The organism is Ochrobactrum sp. SSR, assembly GCF_030067775.1.
Taxonomy (GTDB): domain Bacteria; phylum Pseudomonadota; class Alphaproteobacteria; order Rhizobiales; family Rhizobiaceae; genus Brucella; species Brucella teleogrylli.
The window spans coordinates 139,032-156,873 of the sequence record NZ_CP125970.1 but is presented as its reverse complement, the minus strand read 5'-3'; the positions used below and the strand labels follow the sequence as shown (position 1 = coordinate 156,873).

Genomic DNA, 17,842 nt, shown 5'->3' with positions numbered 1-17,842 from the left:
CGCCAGATAAAGGCGCACTCGAATCTCCCCTGTCACAGTCGGAGCGCCGGTGACCGTCAGGCCATTGGCCTGCCAGCACAGCGCTTTTATTTCTGAAACCGGCGGCGCGGGGTTCAACCCATGTTTTCCGTCTGCCTCAGCTTCTAATTGGACAGCATTGCTGTCCTAATTACGTATGACAGAATTCAAATTGCCTCACAAGATGGAAACGCAATTTTTCTCAGCAACTTCCGTAATAAAATGTCGCATGCCCATATCTTTGAGACTTTTAATTGCGCATACGGCTTATTGCGTCAGTTTGGCGCGGCTTAAGGTGAACGCACAAAGCATGGAAAAGTGACAGGCCGCGTCCGTTTTTTCATCATTTTCAGTATTATCGCCTTTCTCAAGTCCCGTTATAGACAGTCGGCAGCAGCTGTCGCTGACACACTGGAATCGTTGCGAGTGGAGACAACCGTGCATTTTGCTTCAGACAACTGGGCGGGCGCCCATCCGAAAATCGCCGAAAGCCTTTCGCTGCATGCAGCCGGTTTTGCCGCCGCCTATGGCGCGAGCGAACTCGACAAGCGCGTTGAACAACGTTTCAACGAGGTGTTCGAGCGCGAAGTGGCCGTCTTTTTCGTCGGAACCGGAACGGCCGCCAACTCGCTGGCGCTGGCCAGCGTCAACCGTCCGGGCGGCGTTTCGCTGGTGCACCGCGAAGCGCATGTCATCGAGGATGAATGCGGCGCGCCTGAATATTTCACCGGCGGCGCGCGGCTGCATCCGATCGATGGCGCATTGGGCCGTATCGACCCCGAGCTTCTCAAGCGCGAACTGAAGCGCTTCAACCCGGCTTTCGTCCATGCCGGACAGCCGATGGCCGTCAGCATCACGCAGGCTACGGAAGTCGGCACGCTCTATCAACCGCAACAAATCGCCACCATTTCCAAAATCTGCCGCGATGCCGGTCTGCCGCTGCATATGGATGGCGCCCGCTTCGCCAATGCGCTGGTTACACTGGGCCTGACCCCGGCTGAAATGACCTGGAAACAGGGCGTCGATATCGTCTCCTTCGGCGGCACCAAGAATGGCTGCTGGTGCGCGGAAGCGCTGGTCTTTATGGACCCGGCACGCGCCAAGGACCTACCGTTCATTCGCAAGCGCGCGGCGCAGCTCTTCTCCAAAACGCGTTTCGTCGCGGCCCAGTTCGACGCCTATCTGCAGGACGACCTCTGGCTGGAACTGGCGCGTCATTCGAACGCGCTGGCGGCCCGACTCGCCGGACACATCAACGCCTCAAGCCAGATGCGCCTTGCCTGGAAGCCCGAAGCCAATGAAGTCTTCGCCATCATGAAACAGTCGGTTTACGACCGCCTGCGTAATGCCGGAGCGATCTTCTACGACTGGAACCCGCCGCATTCGGAAGAAAACCGCATCAGCGAGGGCGAGATTTTCGCCCGCTTCGTGACCAGCTTCGCCAATACGGAAGAAGATGTGGATCGGTTCGGCGACATGATCGCTTAAACAAAAAAGGCGGCGCTTTGCAGCGCCGCCTTTCTCATATCTATAGGCTTATCCGCGATTAGTGCGCGGTTTTCGCTTCGATCTGCTGAGCGCTGTCGGAACCAGCCTTGGCGACTTCGATCTTGCGCGGTTTCATCTGTTCAGGAATCTCGCGCTTGAGGTCGATGTGCAGAAGGCCATTCTTGAGGCTTGCACCAGCGACTTCGACAAAATCGGCAAGCTGGAAGCGGCGCTCGAAAGCACGCGAAGCAATACCGCGATAAAGCACTTCACCGATATCGGACGCCTTTTCGTCAGCCTTCTGGCCCTTCACGGTCAGCTGGTTGCGATGGGCTTCGATTTCGAGTTCGCTTTCGGAAAAGCCCGCGACGGCCATGGTGATACGATAGGTGTTCTCACCGGTGCGCTCGATATTATACGGCGGATAGGACTGGCTACCTTCCGGCGAAGCGAGCGAATCAAGCATGGTGAAAAGCCGGTCGAAACCAACCGTGGAACGATAAAGCGGGGAAAAATCTACGTGACGCATGTGTTAGCCCTCCTTTAGAGCGACATGATGCATGGTTCGGTATGATCCTTGTCTAAAAACCGCTTTGCGGTGTCCGGGATCATACATGGCGGCGAAACTCCCTTATTGGCGAATTCCTTGATGCCGGCGGCCCTTTGTGGCGACCGCAAAACTCATTTGGGAATGGCTGTTTTGCTTTTCAAGGCCGTTTTCAAACAAGAACCGTTCCGGCATTGCCTACACGGCATGTCACTTCGCGTAACAACTCCTGATCCGTAGCGGGCTACTTTTTTGGGGGCAACGCACGACGTGAACCCAAAATGAACATCATCTTCCACGAGCGTTCATTTGCTTGGGGCTAATGTCCCGTCATGCCTGTCACTCGACAGGTTCTATTAAGGATCACGGTTATGAAAAAAGCTGTTCTCGCTTTTGCCGCACTTGCCACCGTCGCTACTGGCTTTGCGACCCCTTCCCTTGCAGACAGCTCGGGCTTGCGCGTCCAGGTTCAGTATTACGACAATGATGGTTATCGCCCCCGCCCGCCGCGCCCGGATGCACCGCCTCCCGGCTACGGACGCCCGGACCGCCGCCCCGACTGGGGTGATCGCGACACGATGCGCCCGCGTGAAGTGACCCGTATGCTGGAACGCCGCGGCTATGCGGTCGGTGACATGCGCAGGGATCGCGACACCTATTTTGTCCGCGCCACACGCCCGAACGGTCGTCGTGTGATCGTCATGGTCGACGCCTTCTCTGGACGTATCGTCGGCGAACGCCGTCCCGACCGTTACTAACCATCTCAAAATACGGAACGTCTGGCGGCAACGTCCCTTGCCGCTGACGATCCTTTGGCCGGAAGTTCGCAAGCGAACTTCCGGTTACTTTTTGTCATCATTTCGCGCATAATAACGGAAACGATCAGGGCATTATCATTCGGGAAAGGCTGCGCAACGGATGTCGGAACTGCTGTTCGAAACCGATGCGAATCCAATTCCGCATGGAATACGGTCGGGCTTTTTCACAAGCCATTCCGACTATCCCGACAGGACATTGCGTTATAGCATCCTGAAGCCGGAAACTGGCCCTGTGCGCGGCACGGTGATTGTGCTCCAAGGCCGAAACGAATTCATCGAAAAATATTTCGAGACTATGACCGAGCTTGCGGCGCGCGGCTTTGTCGCCGCCACCTTCGACTGGCGCGGACAGGGCGGCTCGCATCGGCTGCTGCCGGACAGGCTTCGCGGTTATGTTCGCAGTTTCGACGATTATCAGGAAGATCTCGATCATTTTCTGATCGACATCGTTTTGCCCGACTGCCCGCCGCCCTTCTATATTCTCGGCCATTCTTCCGGCGCCATGGTGGCCCTGGCCTCGATGGGCAGCCTGTCGTCCCGCATTACGCGCATGGTGCTGTGCGCGCCCTTCATGGGCCTTGCTGCGCAGAAACTGAGCGATGATGTTGTGCGCCGCATGGCCGCCACGCTGCGGCGCATCGGGCTCGGCACGCTCTATGCGTCCGGCAAAAAAAGGCTGACAGCACGGCCATTTGCGGGAAACCCGCTGACCAGCGACCCCGCGCGCTTTATGCGCAACACGGAAATCACGCGCCTCTTTCCCGATCTGGCGCTGGGCGGCCCGACAGTGCGCTGGGTTTGGGGGGCGCTCGAAACGGCACGCCGCATCAATCAGCCGGACTTCTATGAGGAAAGCCCCAGCGTGCCGGTGCTGATCATTGCCGCAGGCGATGACCGCGTCGTCTCGACGCCGGTGCTGGAGCGCTTTGCTGCGCGCACGCGCAATGTCTCACTGATCACCATCGATGGCGGGCGTCACGAACTGTTGCAGGAAGCCGATTTCTATCGCGAACAGCTCTGGGCCGCGTTCGACGCCTTCATTCCCGGTTCGTCGGATGTAGAAACCATGCCGGAAACCATCGAGCCTGAATTTTCCGGCATCTGACAAGACGGTTTGGGGAATTAGCCCAACGCGCCGATTCCCCGCACCAGAATTTAGCCGTTCAGCAGTTCAAGCGCGGCCCTGTGCAGTTCCGGCGTGGCGGCTGCGACGATATCGCCAGCCTCTTCCGCCGGGCCGCCATCGCGGCGCGTAACCACGCCGCCCGCCTGTTCGATTATCGGGATCAGCGCCACGATATCGTAAGGCTGCAAGCCGGACTCGACAACGATATCGACATAGCCGCCCGCAAGCATGGCAAAGGCGTAGCAATCGACACCATAGCGCGACAGGCGCACAGCGCTTTCAAGGCGGTCGAACCCCTTGCGGTTTTCGCCTTTGAACAGGGCAGGCGTTGTGGTGAACAGCGTCGCATCCGCCAGTGTCGCGCCCTTGCGCACGGAAAGACGGCGCGGCGCGTCGCCATCGCCTTCACGCAGCAGATAGGCGCCCTCGCCGTCGCTATAAAAAAGCTCGCCCGTGAAAGGCTGCGACATCATCCCGGCGCGCGCATCGCCATCCACCGTCAGCCCGACCAGCGTACCCCAGACCGGCAAACCCGATATGAAGGCGCGCGTGCCATCGATAGGGTCGATGACCCAGACGTGGCTGCGGTCAGTATTTTCGGGGCCATATTCCTCGCCCAGAATGCCGTGCTCCGGATAACGGTGGCCGATGACGGCACGAATCGCCCTCTCCGCAGCACGGTCCGCTTCGGTAACAGGGTCGAAACCGACGCTGTATTTGTTGTCCACCGCGTTCAACTGACGAAAGCGCGGTAAAGTTTCAGCCGCCGCTGCCGCTGCCACTTCGGAAAAAAATGCCTTGTCGATGAGCAACCCCATCCTCCTGTTTCCATGACATGGCTGCAACTTGTGCATCCATGCTAATTTTGCTCAATTATTGAGCAAGAAAAAATTCGCCCAAAAAAGATGCGCATTTTCTTGACGCAACCAGCTTTAGCGCGTAGCTTAAAGACTAGACAGGTCTTCCTGTCGATGCCTTTCGGGGCATTTCCTCCCTAGTCTTTGGCCGCGTTCGTATTGCTCGAGCGCGGCTCTTTTTTATCGGCATGAGACCCGGACTGGTTGCGGCCTTACCTATTCGGCAGCCAGCGGCGGCGCGATGAACAAATCATCCGGAAGCGATGTAAGATAGCTCAGAAACTGATGCAGATCGCCACATAACGTTTCGAAGCCCGCAAGTTTGTGCAGCGACTGCTCGTTCACATAGAGACTGCGATTGATCTCAATCTGCAAGGCATGGCACGCAACGGCTGGCCGACCATAATGCTCGGTGATGAAACCGCCCGCATAGGGTTTGTTATGCGCAACCGAATAGCCCAGTTCACGCAGCAGCTCGATGGCCGCCTGCGTGAGGCGCTCGCTGCAGGAGCGTCCGAATCGGTCGCCAATGATGAAATCCGGGCGGGAGCCCACCTCCCCCGGACGCACACCCCCCGGCATGGAATGACAATCGATCAGAACCGCATAGCCGAACCGCTCGCGGGTCGACTGCAACAGACCTTCCAACGTGCGGTGATAGGGCTTGTAGAGGCTTTCGATGCGGTAAAAGGCTTCGGCAAGGGGGATTCTCCCCGGATAGATCAATTGCCCCTCGCCCACCAGACGCGGCACCGTGCCCAGACCACCGGCGACACGCGCCGACTGGCTGTTGATGAAGGGCGGCAAGGTTTCGGTGAACATGCGCGGATCAAGCTCATAGGCTTCGCGATTCACATCGAGAAATGCGCGCGGGAAATGGGCTTTCAGCAGCGGTGCGCCGAGCCGCACGGCAGACGCGAACAGCTCATCCACATAACAATCTTCCGAATGGCGGATGCTGAGACTGTCGAGGCGGGATAATTCCAGAAAGGATTGCGGATAATAACGACCGCTATGCGGCGAGTTGAATACGAACGGAATTCGCTGCTCTGCCGGAGCATTCACCTCGAAAGGCGGTATCAGGCTGAAATCACGCTCCAAACTCATATTTTGATCCGTCTATGCATGTCTTGTTTGCGGCGGCTGGACACAGCGCACCGGCAGGCTCGACAAATTACGTCAACCGCTTCGCCGGTGCAAATACCAACAGGGAACGCCGAATTCGATCACGAACTGAAAACTGCGGCAATCCCGTCACAAATGACAGGTTGTTGCCAAATGCATGCCATAACAATTAACATTCGCGCGAGCATTCATTTCATATTTACCAAAGAAGCGTTTTCTAGAGTGGAAAATTGAATCGTTCACGCTGTCCAAGCACTGGAGCGAACGATGGGAAATTCGGACGGACCAATGAAAAGAATTCTTCTTGCTGAAGACGACAACGATATGCGGCGCTTTCTCGTGAAGGCACTGGAAAAGGCCGGCTATCACGTGACTCACTTCGATAATGGCGCCAGCGCCTATGAACGACTGCAGGAAGAGCCGTTCTCACTGCTGCTGACCGACATCGTGATGCCGGAAATGGATGGGATTGAACTGGCGCGCCGTGCGACGGAAATCGATCCAGACCTGAAAATAATGTTCATTACGGGATTCGCAGCCGTCGCCCTGAATCCTGATTCTGACGCCCCGCGCGACGCGAAAGTGCTTTCCAAGCCGTTCCATCTGCGTGACCTGGTGAACGAAATCGAAAAAATGTTGATCGCCGCCTGAGGCGATCACTGGCCAAGGCGCGGTTTTCCGGGCTTTTGAAAAGTCTTCAACAAAAAGACGAAAAAACTTCATAAAAAGGGCATTGACGGGCGCAACGCGATATGGTGTATGCGCCACATCGAATGGGCGTATAGCTCAGCGGGAGAGCACTACATTGACATTGTAGGGGTCACAGGTTCAATCCCTGTTACGCCCACCATTCGATCCAGAAAGCCTTGTGTTTTCAATCACTTTCTTCCCCATTACAAATAGTATGTCTGCCGCGCTTGTGTGAATCTTGAATGCAAGTGACCGGCTTCGAATATGTGTTTATCCTGCCCGCACCCTTCGAGCGCGAGCAGGACTTGCCGTTAAAGATTATATTGTTGGCGCGCGATATCCCCGAGACCGGCTTGATCAAGGTTCGTCAAAGGCGCTAAAAAAGTCACCTGAATTACGCCCGGATCGCGTCCGATTTCGATAGCGCCGTTGATCGTAGCCCGGTTGCGCACTTCCGAAACGGTCATATCCAGCAGCTTTGCCGCTCTTTCCAGGCCATTGACAATAGCCGCGTTCATATTGGCCGCCGTGCCAATGACGGAAATCGGCGCCACTTCCTCAACGACTTTGACGCCCCACTGTTGAGCCAATTTTGCACCGCGTTTCTTTTCTTCCTCCGTGAAGGGCCTTGCCAATGGCGGCAGATCCTCAAGCAGCGGAAACAGCACGGGACCGTCATTATTGTAGCTCTTCAGCACCTCGACCTGCAGGGTGACGCTTCCGGCCACATCCATTGTGTGCCCTGCGATTTCGCCATCCCCCTGGGCAGCGTGCATGTCACCCATATAGACGCCAGCGCCTGGAACCTTGACGGGGCAAACCAGAACGGCACCGGCGCGCACCGCATCGATGTCCATGTGCCCATCGGTCTTGTGCTTCTGCAATTCCTCCTGGCTCAAGGCATAAGGGTGCGGCGCACCGACAAGGAACGCGCCGAAGTCGCCAGCGTTATGGGAATCCGGCATAGCCTTCGAAGGGGTTGTGCCCAGCTGCCCAAGAAATGGGCGCATGCGCACAATGGCGCCGACGAGATCAGCCGGAGCGTAGTTCAACACGGAGTGCTGCACCGATTGATCAGGTAGCGACGCATAGTGATTGGCATTCTTGGCGATGCGTTCCGCAGCGTCCTTGTTGACCGTCAGGCCAACATCCTGCGCTTCGTCGAACACCACCGTGTAACCATGCACAATCTCGAATGGCTTGATCGCCGTTCCGCATTTGTTGCAGCGCACGGAATCCTGTCCCACGCCTTCAATATGCGTTTCGGGCCAAACTTCTTCACAGACAGGGCAGCGCGCCGCAACAAACGGATCGCCGAGACAATATTTGTTCGAAACGGCGTCGTGACCGGACGCTGTTGCCAATGAGGTTACGGAAATATCGCGAATGCGGATGACAACACCGTCGCCAACCTCTGCGCCCTCAATATAGACTGGCTTGGTCACTTCGTGTCCACCGCGGAGACGCGGCGTAATCATCGGCCCCCAGCAACCTGGCGCGGTATTGGCGATGATCGTGCCGCCATTCTGCAATGGACCCAACATCGGTTCGGACGGGTCCAGAACACTATTGGTAAAACCGTCTACGACGACGCTCCGCTTCGCAATATTGGATGGTGAATCTGCCATGGTCGCTCTCCCGCTGGTTTGTATCGAAGCCAGATCATAGCTCCGATAGCCTTGACCACAAGGAAAGAACGCCGAGACCTTGCCGGACCGTGCATGAAATGCCCCCTCTCCGGCTGCTCGCGACCGTAACGGGCGTGGCGCAATTAGCGCTCACCTCCCGTTTCAGCCATCAGCGTCTTCTCTGGACAAGCGGCCTGCTGAAGCCGCTATTTGGGCGAGGTAATGACCTTTGCGAATCCTCCAAGGGCACGATCATTCAACTCCAAAATTTCGATCGCTAACCACCGATAAATTATCCGCAGCATGGCCGTTCATGAAGTAGGTTGTAGCAGCTTTGATTCTGCTATTAACATTCAACTTTACAAGAATAGATTCTATATGTGACTTTACCGTTCCGGGACTAATATTCAAAATCTTGGCAATTTGCTTATTCGTGCAACCGTCCAATACGAGCCTAAGTATCTCTTCTTTCCGATTGCTCAACAAGCCGGAGTTCCTACGCCGGTTCCCCATGGAATTTATCTCATTCGAGTAACACGTGAACCCGGAATTAATAACGGATATTACATCATGCAAACCGTCGATTGAGGTACTCCTCTTGATAACTGATTTTATATTGTAACTATCAAATCCACCGCGGCGAAAGCTACTGTCATCGCCAACCATCAATATTATTGGAACGAGTGGCAGTTTTTCTTTAATCTTTTCAAGTGACCCCGTCAGGATTGATGGGGAACAGTCACCGGCAATTAACACCGCTGACAATATCAAGTTTTCGATGTCTTCAGACCAATCTGAAATCGAATTACACCCGTAAATACAATAATTTTTGTCGATGTTCTTTAAGCCATGCATTGTCCCTCGTAAATATATATCATGGCTGTCTATAATTAGTAAATTCATTTTATTATCCACTTAAAATAGACGAATCAATTAATAAAGTATATATATGCAGTAATTTATATTAAATATCATTAAGTCCAAATTATTTCTAAAAATTACGCCCCGTAGATTAAACATTGTTTATTCCCCATAGTTTAAATTATATAAAAATATCTCGATTAATTTCTTCCCTATTTTTAAGAGCCTGAATCAAGAAGCGGCATGTGTGTGCGAAAATGGTGATTTTCGAGTACCGGAGCGGAGCGTATTCAAGGTACGTGAGCACCGGAACGCAGAAAATTGCCATTTGCAGCCACACAGGGCGACTTTTGGAACAGGCTCTAAGGTGCTCTCAAGAACAGATCGCGCTCAGCGGCCCGTCTGCGCGTTAAACCGGGCAACGCCATTCCACCCGCCTTGTTCCATCGCAAAAATTGTTCTGCAGCTTCTGTATATTGACCGTGGTTCAGGAGGCGAAGCAGCGTCGAGCCTTTCAGATTGGCCAGCCCTAGATTGAATGCGAATGATACGAGAGCATCGAATTGATTCTGGTTCATACTGACGGCGACATACTGGATGACGCCCCCTTCGAATTTCCTCAAATCACTTTGAAGTAAATCCTCTGCCTCCAATTCCGTTAAAGGCCGGTCAAATCGCTCTGAAGGCAGTATTAAATGGCCATAGCCGATAGTCCATTTTCCTACAGCATCTTTGTATTTCTCGAGCCTCAAACCTTCAAACTCTTTAATCAAATTTAGACCAGATTGACCTATTCTTCGTTGTTGCTCCATAACAATAACCTCACGATTGACGAACGGGCTGTATGTGACGTGTGTACTCGTCGATCAAACGCATCACGCTTTCCGGCGGCTCAAACGATGCAAACTCCATCTCGATATCTACATGGCTGGGGCAGCGCCCATTTTTGTCATGCGCAGTTGGAGAGAGGCTTACAATAAAGCGGTTCGTCGTTTCTTCCCCGGAAAGAGCAGAGGCGTCCATTGGCTCGATGGCTTCTGTACAGACGGTCAAGAATACTTTCATCTTTTCCAGAAGAAGCCCGCGAGGCGTAGACATCGCCACTAGAGGGATTTTGATTTGATGGTCGTCATCCAGCTCGATATCAACGACTTTAGGCTTAAGGCGCCCATCGCCAATGTCGTCAAAGAAAGGCTCCATAGCCTGTAAGTATTGACGCGCGACCAATCGGTTTGCTGCCATGGCTGCGTGCTGCATACCGAGTGCAATTTCATCTATTGATAATACCGGTCGATTACTTTGAAAAAAAATTAGATCCATGATCTTTTGAAGAAGTATCAGATTCTTCAATTCCGGTCTTTTTTATATAACCAATCTTTTATAGACATAATACTACCTTTTGGGTGAGAAGATCGCCCAGCGATCTTCTCACCTCGATTCAATTTTATTAATTAATAATATTTAATATTAATATTTGTAATTAATTAATTTATTATTGGCTTAATTTGTGTCGCCTCCATTATTATTTTCGCTAGGAGTGAGCATCAGGTTCTTTGGATCCGTCTTAGGGAAATCCACGGCTTTGACATCCTTGTGCATCACAGGCTTGGTGGCAGCGTCTGTCAGGAAGTCAATGACTCGCAGCAGCGCTTCCGGCGCAGGCTGACGCTTTACCTGGGTATGAATGCTATACTTCGCCCGGGTGTCCGTTGATCGCGTTTGTTCGGACTTATGCGATACGCGACCTGCTAGTTTAACGCTGAAAGGCCCCCAGCCGATGCTGCCTTCGGCCGTTGCATCAGCCTTAGTCGTGCTCTGGGATTTTTCTGCCTGCGTAACTTCCAGCTCAAAATCAATAGTACCCTCTTCAATGCAAATATTGGGGTGAGCAATAGTTGCAAGCAAAGGAATACGCATAGTCTTCTTGAGCGTAGATGGAGTTCCATCTTGCTCGTTGATTACGGTCTCGTCGTAATCGAACTGAACGGCAATAGCGACGCCGTCCTTAATACATACCTTTAACAGAAATTCTGCATAGCTGTGGCTCGCCTGTAGCTGAGCCTTAATCATGGCCTGCAGCGGCCCGCCGATCATATCTTCGACGGGCAGAGCGTGAATGACAGAACCAATAAAATTCGTATCCATTTTTCAAATCCTTAATTAAATATATTGATGTGGACCACATGAGACACAGTAATGGAATTGATGAAGCGCCGAAATCCGCTGCATAGCCGTGAGCGGCGTGGCCTAGTTTCACTGCCATCAGACATATGTGGAACAGCATAGTATGTAGTTGTGGGGGTCGCGTCAGATCGGTGACTGCGCCCCATGTCTGAACCAGACCGTGTGTCGAGACCGCACTATTCCTTTGGCGCGCGTTGCTTGTCGCTTGATGTATCCGACAAGCGAAGCTTCGGCGGTTCTCCATCCGCGAGACAGTTGATCACAACGTCAACGATCCCGGAGGCAACAAAATCCGCCCGAATTCTATTTTGGAGTTCTGCGCCTTCCTTGCGGTCTCTCGTCTGCCCAAGGGACCATATGGCAACACCGATCAACGCATCTGGATTAAGACGCTTCAGACGGCGGATAGAGAACCTTCCGCGTGTCGCGTACTCCACATTGAGATAGCAGACCACGATAGCGGACGCCTCGGCGACAGCCTCTTTTTTCAACTGGCTTGGCAACAAGCCCGCATGGCCGATAACAGTGGCGCGCGCACCCTGTACGGACAGCACCTGAGCCACCATTTCGGCGGTAATGTCATCCAGCGCATCATGGCCGCCGATACAGACGACAGTTCTCCCCTCACCGGGCGGAAGTTCGACCTTGGCCTTTTCCTTGGTGGCCGCATCGACCGTCACATCTTCATCGTTGTCCAGTTCTTCATTTGCAATCATGCGAAGATTGGCAACAAGCATATCTGCGCTGCTGGTGACGTCCTTCAGCTGCTTTTCATTCAGCGCCCCGCGCGCCCTGTCCTGTTCCGCAAGGAGGAGCGCCGGGATGGCAACAGCGCCATAATATTCAACCAGAAACTTCTCTTCGAGGATTTCTTCCGCATTATCCGTTGCTTCGATCGGGTCTCCCGCAAGCAGGCGTTGATAGAGCCTCTCTTCCGGGTCTAGGACCGGCTCGTCGCCGAACAATATCTCGAAGAACTCAAACTGCGGCACATGCCGCCCCAGCACTACGAGACAAACCGTCAGCGGGGTTGAGAGTACCAGCCCAACAGGTCCCCAGAGCCATGCCCAGAAGATCGCGGATACAATGATTGCAAGGGGGGACAGTCCTGTTCGCGAGCCGTATAGCCACGGCTCGATGACGTTATTGCTGATGAGTTCCACAATGATGAAGAGCGCGATGGTGCAGATGAGCAATGTCCAGCCGGGCGAAACCGCAAATGCCAGAAATATCGGCATGACCGCAGCAATCACCGGCCCGATATAGGGCACAAATCTCAGCACTATAGCGAGCATGCCCCACAACAGCGCATTGGGTATGCCAAGCAGCCACAGGCCGATGCCCAATGGCACGCCATAGGCAATATTGACCATGAGTTGGGTCAGCAGATATTGACCGACGCGACTACCAGCTTCCTGAAGGGCTTCGGTGGTTCGATGCAAATCGCCATAACCGACAAGCCGGATAAACCTGTCGCGCAGTTCTTCCCTTTCAAGCAGCATGAAAACCACGACCACGATGACAAGGCCGGTTGTCGCCAGCGGGCTGATCAGCGGCCCCAGAACGTTTTCCAGCGTTTCGATGGGGCTGCGGCGCGAGAAGACTTCAACCAGCACCGGTTTTCTCTCCGGCTCCGGATTGATCCCGGGAACATCCGGCTTTTCTTCCGGACTGTTGATCTCGGCCCCTACCCGTTCGGCGAAGCGGTTCAAGCGGTCGATGATCCCGCCTTCCGTGCCTGCCTTCTTCAAATTCCGTATTTTCTCAATGATGTTGTACTGGTAGGTCGCGATGTTCTGCCCAACCTCCGTCACCTGAAAGGCCAGGATCGCGCTGAAAATCGCGATGATCAGGAAACCCCCGACAACACTGGTGATGATCGCCACCAGCCTCGGCAGCCGCAGCCGGCGGAGGAAGGCCACAATCGGCGCCAGCATGAAGGTGAGCAAAATCGCTATGGCCAGCGGCAGGAAAACATCTTTGGCGAAATAGAATATGGCAATGACCCCGGCCATCGCGGCCAAAGTCGGCAACCTGGTGTTGGCTGAGTTCAACGGCAGATTTCGATTAGGAACCCCACCATAACGGTCCATAGTGCATCCGGCTAATAATTGGTCACCTTATTAATGGAGATGACCAGTTTTTGTTCCGTGAATTGAACCCACAAGACGCGAGATAAGATAAAAGCGGCCCTGCAGCCGCCTTTTGTCAGAACTTCGCACCGACCCGCAGTGCGAATGCGTGGTCTCGCGCGCCAGAGCCGCCGAAGCCGGTCTGATATTCTACGCCGGTGGTCCATGCATTTTCGAAACTGAAATCAAGCGACAGACCGACATTTCCGCTATCGCTGCTCTCGCCTTCGATGTCGAGCGCATAAGGAAGCCCACCGAGTGCGCTGTAGCCCATTGCGGTCCGGCTCGCCCCTTGAAAATCATGCGCGTATTCTGCCCGCACACCCGGCGTCAAACGGCCCCATGTGTAGTCGATGGCGTAATTGGCGCGCAGACCAACCACACCCGTGACGGTGTCCACGGTTTGATCGCCATAGGTCAGCCGATAGATGCTGTCTCCGCTTTCGGCATAGCCATCGAGCCAGGAACGCGACATTTCCAACCGGCCATAGGGTGAAACCAGCCACGTTTCCTGACGAAATTCGTAGGCCGCCGTCAGAGACCCGAACATCTGGCTGCCGTCGCGTTTGCCGTCGGTCAAACTTCCGTCTGTCGTGATGAAACGGATGGAATCAAAATCCAGAATGCTGCCGCCCACCAGCGCATCGATAAAGAAATTGTCGAGCGGCTTGAAACTGCCATAGAAGGCAGCGCTGTAAGCATTGGCACGGCTTTCCGTGCCGTTGTCACCAATGTCGGTCCGATCCCGCCCATAGCCTACGCCAAAACCGGCCACGAACCGTTCCGAAAACCGATAGTCGATACCGCCACTCACGCCCACAAGCGTATAGTCCAGATCGAGCTTGCCACTATCGCGCTCACCAAAATTGACGAAGCCGCTGCTCCAGAATGCGAATGGTCCAAGGTCAGGGTCCAAAGCTGGTGCGGGCTGTTCCGGGTCCTTCAGGCCGATCACCTTGCCCGGAAAAGCATTGCGCTTTTCCGGCGCATAGCCAAGGGCCGCATTGGGCGTTGCAGACGCTGAAGAAGACCGGTCGGACGGGTCCACCGATGCCGCGTTGGACGCCTGCCCGCCGAGCCGTACACCGAGACTGGACTTTCTGCGGTCGCCTTCATCATGCAATTGCTCAAGCCGGTTTTGAAAATTCCGGGTTTGAACTTGCGCAAAACGTCGTGCCGCACTTGTCTGCGCGTTCAACAGGCCGATCACTTCGGGATCAAGCGTCGGGTCCGGGAAGACCGGCACCGCACGGCTGACAACCACCGTGTAGCTGCGATTGGCGCCGCTTGGCGCAGTTACAACAATCGAAACCGTATTCGCACCAACCCCCAACCCCACCGGAGCGCTTGAACTTCCCGACGCAACATTGCTTCCTGCAACACTTACCCGGGCGGAAGGCTCGGAAACGGTTGGCACGAATGAAATGCTCTCGACACCATTCTCGACATTGACAGAATAGCTGAGCGTCTCCTTGTCAAATGCCGGGTCCAGCGATCCGACGCTCGGAACAAGGCTCGCAAGCGTTGCATCCGCCGACACGGCGCGCGTGACATTCACCATATAGCTGCGTGTCGTTCCATTTTGCGCAATGACGACAACCGTTAGGGTCGTATTGCCGATGCCCAACGGGAACGCACTGCTCGCGCTACCGGACGCAACGGCTGCTCCGTTGACCGTGATGGTTGCCGTCGGATCAGCGGCAGTGGGCGTCAGTTGTAACGACGATGTTTCGGTTGGAACCGCCAGCGCGTAAGTCGTCGCGCTCGGCGAAAATGCCGGGTCAAGAGATCCAGCGCTCGGAACAAGGCCCACCAGTTCGGCATTGCCGGACTGCGCGCGAATGACATTGACCGTATAGCTCTTCGTGGTGGTTCCATCCTGCGCGGTAACAGTCGTGGTAACCGTGTTGCTCCCCACCACCAATGGGATTGAAGCGCTGGACGTTCCATTGGGCGTTGATGCCCCATTGACGACAGCCGTTGCGTTGATATCTGCAAGCGATGGTGTGAACGAAATGCTCTCCACATCGTTTGCGACATTCAACGTGTACGAGCTCGTGTTGGGAGCAAAGGTCGGCGTTAAAGTACCTGTGCTGGGAATAAGATTCTGCAAATTCGCATCGGATGATTTAACAACTGAAATATCCAATATGTTGGACGCAAGATTTTTATTTCCAAAAAAACTCACGGCAGCGTTTTCTGGTAATTGTATCTGAACCGATTCACTACTTTGAACCCGCATTCGAAGCGTATAAACTATATTGTTAACGGATGAATCCAAACGATAAGTAATATCATGGAGTCCTGTAGTGGATATCTCGAAATCGTTCTGGTCCAGCCCCGATACCGCTTCCGAGAAAGTGATGGTAATGATCTTCTCCTCGCTGGAGGCGGGCGACGACGTTGAAAGCACCACTGTTGGATTGGCTGTATTAACAAGAACCCCGTTCGTAGCACCAACATTGTTGAGTGTAAGATCGGCTGGCTGACCCGCGTTGGTCTCAATTGTCCCGCCGTTCAAAACTATCGCAGGCCCAATGCTAATCCCGTTTGCATCAATGTCGCCAGGCTGGATAGTATAGGAGAAAGTTAAGCTGTTGCTGCTTACATTCCCTGGTGTTGGTGTATAAATCGCATTTCTTAGGGTTGTACCTATAACGATTGGTATAACCGGATTCCCAATTACGGAAAACAAATCATCAAAATTCACGACGAAGTTCAACTTATCACCGGCTTTGTAGTAGCCGGATCTTGGAACGGTCACTGACATGACGGTCGGATTTTGTCCCAATACAGTAATTGTTACTGTATTTGAAGCACTGCCAGTGTCGTCCGTTACTTGATATGTGAATGTATCGACGCCGCTGAAATTCGGTGCAGGTGTATACGTGAAGATTCCTGTTTCAGGAAAGAAATTGGTAATGATGCCATGCATCGGGTTTGATGCCAGTGAATAAGTTAGCGTTCCGCCAACAGTCGCCCCAATCCAACCAACGATAGACCCATTGCTAAATATAACATGTTCTATCGGGGCCGCCGTCGGCGCGGATTGAGCCGCCAACGAACCGGATATCAAGGCAAAAAAGCCCGACTATCATCGCACAAAGATAGCGCCATCCCGGCGCGCCACGCATCCCCGCTAGTGTCCCCGACCGCACGATGTCCCCCTTGCCCCGAACAGCTTATTTTCTGTCACTAAAATGCATTGGCGACAAGAGAACATTGAATAGACATACAGAAACATTTAAAATACGGCATATGTCGTATTTTACATTGTCTTTAGAAAACAACTTTCAACACTGCATGGAATGCCTGAATATCACTGCGCGCATGAGTAGAAGATGGTTTGTGGTCGCGTCCTGTCACAAACGCTGATCAATCAATCATTATTTTTGACATGACATTGCCTTGCGGCAGCGGTAACTGCTCGTTTTAAAATAACGGTTTGGCGGGTTATTATGTCGACGGGCATGCAGGAAACAAAGCCGCTGGTCGGAATTGCGCTGGCATCGGCTGGCTATGCATGCTTCGCCTTGCAGGATGCACTGGTGAAATGGCTCGTCGCCAGTTATGCCGTGCCCCAAATCCTCTTCATGCGCAGTCTGGTCATTGTCGTGATTACCGGCGCTTTGGTGCGCTATTACCGCCACCCGTCGATCATGCACAGCCCCTATCGCGGCACGCTTGTCCTGCGTGCCGGGCTGATGCTGTTTGCATGGCTTTTGTTCTATAATGCCGCCAAGTTTCTTGGCCTTGCCGAATTGACCACGCTTTATTTCTCCGCACCGATCATGGTCATGTTTCTGTCCATTCTCGTTTTGAAGGAGCGGATTGGAACCGGACGCTGGATTGCCTGTTTCGGCGGCTTTGTGGGCGTTGTCATCGCGGCCAATCCGGGCCATTCGCCAAACCTGATACCCGCCATCATGTGCGTAGTGGCTGGCTTTTGCTGGGCATGGAGCACGATCCTGATCCGGCTCGTCAGCCGCAGTGAAACAACGCTGACGCAGATGTTCGCAACCAGCCTGATCTTCGGCATTGCCTGCGCAGTTTCCTTTCCATGGCTCTGGCAATGGCCGGATGGTATGGGCTGGGCGCTCATGTTCGGCCTCGGCTTGATCGCAACGCTTGGCCAGTATCTTCTCTACGAAGGGTTTCGTCACGCGCCCGCATCGGCACTTGCTCCGGTCGAATATACTGGCCTCATCTGGGCCTTTGTCTATGGCTATGCGATCTGGGCGGAAATTCCGGCAACAAACGTCTTCGTTGGCGCCTTGCTGATCGTCGCTTCCAGCTTTGTTCTGGTCGGGTGGGAACGCTACGAAATCTCCGCGAAGCGCAGGCGCGCCGTCTGAGACGGGCGTGTTC

15 protein-coding genes, 1 tRNA gene and 1 pseudogene are annotated in these 17,842 nt (G+C 54.0%); 6 read left to right on the top strand and 11 right to left on the bottom strand.

Going from position 1 to position 17,842, the window contains the following annotated elements:
- Window positions 1–456 precede the first annotated feature (456 nt).
- Window positions 457–1,506: a low specificity L-threonine aldolase gene (locus QLQ11_RS12290; RefSeq protein WP_109368028.1), complete on the top strand. Its 1,050-nt coding sequence runs from the start codon at window positions 457–459 to the stop codon at window positions 1,504–1,506.
- A 58-nt stretch (window positions 1,507–1,564) separates the two neighbouring features.
- Here QLQ11_RS12290 and QLQ11_RS12285 read toward each other — a convergent pair whose 3' ends face one another.
- Window positions 1,565–2,035 (bottom strand): Hsp20 family protein, encoded by a 471-nt coding sequence (locus QLQ11_RS12285; RefSeq protein ID WP_109367764.1) that lies wholly within the window; start codon window positions 2,033–2,035, stop codon window positions 1,565–1,567.
- Window positions 2,036–2,424: 389 nt separating this feature from the next.
- On the opposite strand from QLQ11_RS12285, the gene QLQ11_RS12280 reads away from it, so the two are divergent.
- Window positions 2,425–2,811 carry a PepSY domain-containing protein gene (locus tag QLQ11_RS12280; protein ID WP_109367765.1) on the top strand — a complete coding sequence of 129 codons (387 nt, stop codon included), beginning with the start codon at window positions 2,425–2,427 and terminating at the stop codon, window positions 2,809–2,811.
- A 160-nt stretch (window positions 2,812–2,971) separates the two neighbouring features.
- Window positions 2,972–3,976, top strand: coding sequence for an alpha/beta fold hydrolase (locus tag QLQ11_RS12275; RefSeq protein ID WP_109367766.1), 1,005 nt, complete (start codon window positions 2,972–2,974; stop codon window positions 3,974–3,976).
- Window positions 3,977–4,026: 50 nt separating this feature from the next.
- On the opposite strand, the gene hisN is transcribed toward QLQ11_RS12275, so the two are convergent.
- The gene (gene hisN, locus QLQ11_RS12270; RefSeq protein WP_109368029.1) at window positions 4,027–4,809 is read right to left on the bottom strand and encodes a histidinol-phosphatase; all 783 of its coding nucleotides are present in this window, start codon (window positions 4,807–4,809) and stop codon (window positions 4,027–4,029) included.
- Between the two features lie 261 nt (window positions 4,810–5,070).
- Window positions 5,071–5,961, bottom strand: a complete 891-nt coding sequence (locus tag QLQ11_RS12265; RefSeq protein ID WP_109367767.1) for an N-formylglutamate amidohydrolase — start codon at window positions 5,959–5,961, stop codon at window positions 5,071–5,073.
- Window positions 5,962–6,267: 306 nt separating this feature from the next.
- Between QLQ11_RS12265 and cpdR the strand changes: the two genes are divergently transcribed.
- Entirely contained in the window at window positions 6,268–6,630 is a 363-nt protein-coding gene (gene cpdR / locus QLQ11_RS12260; RefSeq protein ID WP_002966536.1) for a cell cycle two-component system response regulator CpdR, read from the top strand.
- A 124-nt stretch (window positions 6,631–6,754) separates the two neighbouring features.
- Window positions 6,755–6,829: transfer RNA gene (locus tag QLQ11_RS12255), tRNA-Val, on the top strand.
- Between the two features lie 151 nt (window positions 6,830–6,980).
- Here QLQ11_RS12255 and QLQ11_RS12250 read toward each other — a convergent pair.
- From QLQ11_RS12250 to QLQ11_RS12215, 8 genes and pseudogenes are all read right to left on the bottom strand, one after another.
- Window positions 6,981–8,297 carry an acetamidase/formamidase family protein gene (locus QLQ11_RS12250; RefSeq protein WP_109367768.1) on the bottom strand — a complete coding sequence of 439 codons (1,317 nt, stop codon included), beginning with the start codon at window positions 8,295–8,297 and terminating at the stop codon, window positions 6,981–6,983.
- A gap of 252 nt (window positions 8,298–8,549) precedes the next feature.
- On the bottom strand, window positions 8,550–8,810 hold the full coding sequence (locus tag QLQ11_RS12245) for a response regulator transcription factor (protein WP_371835997.1): 261 nt from the start codon (window positions 8,808–8,810) through the stop codon (window positions 8,550–8,552).
- A 565-nt stretch (window positions 8,811–9,375) separates the two neighbouring features.
- Window positions 9,376–9,486, bottom strand: a pseudogene (locus QLQ11_RS12240) (flagellar basal body P-ring protein FlgI); the annotation flags it as partial.
- Between the two features lie 34 nt (window positions 9,487–9,520).
- The gene (locus tag QLQ11_RS12235) at window positions 9,521–9,970 is read right to left on the bottom strand and encodes a lysozyme (RefSeq protein ID WP_109367770.1); all 450 of its coding nucleotides are present in this window, start codon (window positions 9,968–9,970) and stop codon (window positions 9,521–9,523) included.
- Between the two features lie 10 nt (window positions 9,971–9,980).
- Window positions 9,981–10,508, bottom strand: coding sequence for a DUF2589 domain-containing protein (locus tag QLQ11_RS12230; protein ID WP_283736270.1), 528 nt, complete (start codon window positions 10,506–10,508; stop codon window positions 9,981–9,983).
- A gap of 150 nt (window positions 10,509–10,658) precedes the next feature.
- A complete protein-coding gene (locus QLQ11_RS12225; protein WP_109367772.1) occupies window positions 10,659–11,303 on the bottom strand; it encodes a DUF2589 domain-containing protein in 645 nt (214 codons plus the stop codon).
- 215 nt (window positions 11,304–11,518) lie between these two features.
- Window positions 11,519–13,435 carry an AI-2E family transporter gene (locus QLQ11_RS12220; protein ID WP_109367773.1) on the bottom strand — a complete coding sequence of 639 codons (1,917 nt, stop codon included), beginning with the start codon at window positions 13,433–13,435 and terminating at the stop codon, window positions 11,519–11,521.
- Window positions 13,436–13,550: 115 nt separating this feature from the next.
- The gene (locus tag QLQ11_RS12215; protein ID WP_371835984.1) at window positions 13,551–16,535 is read right to left on the bottom strand and encodes a cadherin-like beta sandwich domain-containing protein; all 2,985 of its coding nucleotides are present in this window, start codon (window positions 16,533–16,535) and stop codon (window positions 13,551–13,553) included.
- A 397-nt stretch (window positions 16,536–16,932) separates the two neighbouring features.
- On the opposite strand from QLQ11_RS12215, the gene QLQ11_RS12210 reads away from it, so the two are divergent.
- Window positions 16,933–17,829, top strand: coding sequence for a DMT family transporter (locus QLQ11_RS12210; protein WP_109367775.1), 897 nt, complete (start codon window positions 16,933–16,935; stop codon window positions 17,827–17,829).
- Window positions 17,830–17,842 lie beyond the last annotated feature (13 nt).